The following is a 3,353-nucleotide window of genomic DNA, read 5'->3' as shown; positions in this document are numbered from 1 at the left end:
AAATCGTTGTCGCTGCAAGGGACGCGGCTTGGTGCTTGATGAGGAACAGACCGCATTACAGGGTATACCCGTTCATAAAATCTGCCCGCGCTGCTCTGGGCGGGGTTACAGCAAAGTACCCTCGTCAGTGGCTTATACCGCAGTTAAGGCACTGGTTCCTGCATTAACCCAATCGTCATGGTCTCGCAACTGGAAGCCCTTCTATGAAAAACTAGTAAGTAAGTGTTATACCGAAGAAAGCCGGGCAGAAGCTGCATTTAGTAGAGTGACAGAATAAATTGCTTATATCGCCAGCAATATTTGCATTTTGCATAAAGTTGGCGTAATATCTTCAAATAGTGGGAACTTGTAACTATACTCACTACGAATTTTCAGACCTCGCTTCGGCGGGGTTTTTTATTGTCCTATATTCATAAAGGGCGCACAGAATTAGCACTAAACCTCAAACTTGCAACTCACTAAATCAGCCATCACCTTTCAAATTATGAGCTTTTCTACAGGCGAGATTTGATTGAGATAGGAATCTGACCTAAGTAAAATTTCTGGTGATTTAACAGAAGGATGAAATGACCTTTAACGAATAATAAAGTGAGGTGTTTATGTCTGACGTTAATAAGCTGGATAATAAACAATGCCCATTTGATCTTGATAAGTATCAGATGAAGATTGATAACCTTGCTCCAGAAGGTTCTCTGCCGTGGGCAATAATTCAGGTGTATATGGGAAAAACAGTAACTCGTAGTGAATGGGAAAAGCCTGACGAGTATATCGCACTGACAGTTAAAAGTCCTGACAGCGCTTCTCATATTGATAAACACAATAAGTATGGCTTGTCAAATTGGCAACCCACACCGGGAGATTTGATGGCTTGTGATTGGAGTTTACTGAAATCAGAACCAAAACCAAAGCCTGAGGATTGCATGTTGTCTTTTGATCTAAAAATAGGTGATGATAATGATGGTAACTATCAATACTGGGGATATTTTGGAGAAGCTGATTGGATTACTACCCAGAAGTGTTTTGGCTCTTTAATAAAAATGGAGACAAACAATATAGGCATTTCTGGTATTCAGCAAATTATGAATGAGATCCCTATAGATACAAAAAATATAATGACATTATATTTAGGGTTATTTATTGACAAGGGAGCTGACCCAGCTGTGAGTAAGTTACTTGCGAAAAATTTATATGTTACTGTTGATAATGAAACCTATGACCTTGGCATTTATTCGTTACCTCCAGACCTGTATGGAAGTAATACACGTCTTGTTTCATATTACTATGACTTATCCCCCTCCAACCCAGACAGAACAAAATTAGGTACTTTGCTACAACAAAGCGTAGGTAAAACTCTGCATTTTTGTTTCAACTGGAAATAAAGCTATATCTTGAATTCAAGGCTGCGCATGGCGTGGCTTTTTTTTGTTACACGACATTCAATCTGGCTTATTCAGTAACCGAAAAATTGATAGGTAAAATCTTCTTTTCAGTGAATGCGATGAATGATACTGTATTTATATACAGCTAATGATGTGCAGCATTTGATAATTATAACGTGATCTCCCTAACGCTTTCTTTTTCGGTGGGTTGTAGCATTCATCCATGCCTCTAAAATCATTTTAATTATATATTAATGAGTGATGATTTTATGGCCATTTATAAATTTTATAATGTACAACTTCTCCCTATAGAACATCAAACAGTCAACGAAGTGGGATCTGAGGGGTATTGTAGGCTGTTTGAAGCCATGAATACTCAAATCCACGAAAATAGAGAAAAGAGATTAAAATTCAGTTCCATTGCTGCCCCCATGAAAGGAGGCATGTTTTTTGCGCCTTTTAGTGTGTCATTTTATGAATATCCTGATGATAATGGATATAGGAAAATTATATATGGCTCTTTTTTAAAATTTGATAATGTTAATGAACTTGTAGATACAAATAGTGGTGAAACGGAATACCGTTCGCAAGGTAATACAAGTAGTAAGCGTTTCGATTTGGAATTTGTTTTCGATCCGTATACCCATACTTTAGCTATTCACAAAACAAAGGGATTGCCCACGAGAAATCCTTTAATTTCAGCCCTTGAAGAAATACTAAATGTTTACGCAGTTGATATTTTTAAAAGTCATAGTCTTGTGATTGAGGAGTTAACTTCCGCTGATTCTGTAGAAGATTTTTTTCAATCACCCAAAAAGGGATATAAGCACTACGAGGGGCATGTCACATTCTCAAACTCAGATAGTTTTGATAATGTAATAGAGAAGAAGATTATTCAGCAGGCAGAAGAGGAATTAAAATACAATAATATAGCAAGATGGAATTCTGAATATAAAAGCTTCCCTAAGTCTTTAATGAAAGATCTCCCTATGCAGGCAAAGATACAGATGATACTTGCTACTAAGTATGGAAACGCCGAAGTTTTATATATGGATGAGAATGGAAAATCTCAAAAATACCAAATGGAAGACTATCCAGTTCAAGAGTCTCTAAAAGAAACGCGAAACATGAATCATCGTGAAAGAGCTATTTTAATCAAGGATATGATTTTAAAAGCAATCAAGAAAACTAAGATGAAAGATATAATCACACAGAAAAATAAAAAAATCTTAGATAATGAAGATTGATTATAACTTTATAAGCGGAAACGACATTTTATGAACAAAAGAATATATAAAATTATTAGAGGGCTTCCTGTTATTGGTGTTGTTTTCCGTATTGCTAATGCTTACGTCTATGAGGGTAGTGATGAAGGCAATGAAAGCCTTGCCCCTATGAGAATGTGGTGGAATAAAATTCTAAAAAAAATGATATATCTGTTTTTTTTCGTGCTATTTTTGTGTTTTATTAATTACAAATATACACCAGCATTTACATGGGAGCCATCGGATGCGATTTTGTCAGTTTTTCCTAGCATTCTTGGTTTTGGTATTGGTGTATTCGCTCTAATGTTTGTAATGCCAAATAGTTTCTTAAAATTTCTGGTTGAGAGCAAGAAAAGCAAACAAATAAGTTTTGGGCCAGAAATAGTTCCTGTTGATATGGGATATCCTCTTGTTGTATTTATTTCGGTCATAGCATGGGCTGGGATAAATAAAGTATTTCCATTTCAATCACTTAAATATTTAAGTGTTTGGGCGTTTTTTTATGGGATAGCAATGACATTAGAGCTAATCTCATTTTTATTCAACTCATCATATATAATTCAAAAAATAAGTTTAAAAAATGACAGTGATAATGAAGATGATTGATTTCATATGATTTTCTAAGTACACGCTTTTAGAATCGCGCTGCTTGATAATAAGAATATACCCAGAATAAAGGCGGCTTAATGCTAATACCGCTCGCTTAAGC

General features: G+C 35.6%; 4 protein-coding genes. All 4 read left to right on the top strand.

The annotated features are described in order from the left end of the window. On the top strand, window positions 1–277 hold a 277-nt coding region (locus ABLA85_RS17300; RefSeq protein WP_367965586.1), incomplete at its 5' end, for an antitermination protein. Window positions 278–599: 322 nt separating this feature from the next. Beyond that, the gene (locus tag ABLA85_RS17295) at window positions 600–1,379 is read left to right on the top strand and encodes an MW1434 family type I TA system toxin (RefSeq protein WP_367965585.1); all 780 of its coding nucleotides are present in this window, start codon (window positions 600–602) and stop codon (window positions 1,377–1,379) included. Between the two features lie 269 nt (window positions 1,380–1,648). Beyond that, window positions 1,649–2,626, top strand: a complete 978-nt coding sequence (locus tag ABLA85_RS17290; RefSeq protein ID WP_367965584.1) for a DUF4747 family protein — start codon at window positions 1,649–1,651, stop codon at window positions 2,624–2,626. Window positions 2,627–2,656: 30 nt separating this feature from the next. After that, entirely contained in the window at window positions 2,657–3,250 is a 594-nt protein-coding gene (locus ABLA85_RS17285) for a hypothetical protein (RefSeq protein ID WP_367965583.1), read from the top strand. The last annotated feature ends 103 nt before the right edge of the window (window positions 3,251–3,353 follow it).

The sequence above is a fragment of the Xenorhabdus sp. SGI246 genome (assembly GCF_040838225.1).
Classification (GTDB): domain Bacteria; phylum Pseudomonadota; class Gammaproteobacteria; order Enterobacterales; family Enterobacteriaceae; genus Xenorhabdus; species Xenorhabdus indica.
Note: the sequence above shows the minus strand (reverse complement) of the source record. Positions and strands in the feature narration are given on the sequence as shown.

Excerpts from the sequence above, each read along its gene's own strand:
- ABLA85_RS17295 (WP_367965585.1), top strand. The coding sequence starts at position 600 with ATGTCTGACGTTAATAAGCTGGATAATAAACAATGCCCATTTGATCTT.
- ABLA85_RS17290 (WP_367965584.1), top strand. The coding sequence starts at position 1,649 with ATGGCCATTTATAAATTTTATAATGTACAACTTCTCCCTATAGAACAT.
- ABLA85_RS17285 (WP_367965583.1), top strand. The coding sequence starts at position 2,657 with ATGAACAAAAGAATATATAAAATTATTAGAGGGCTTCCTGTTATTGGT.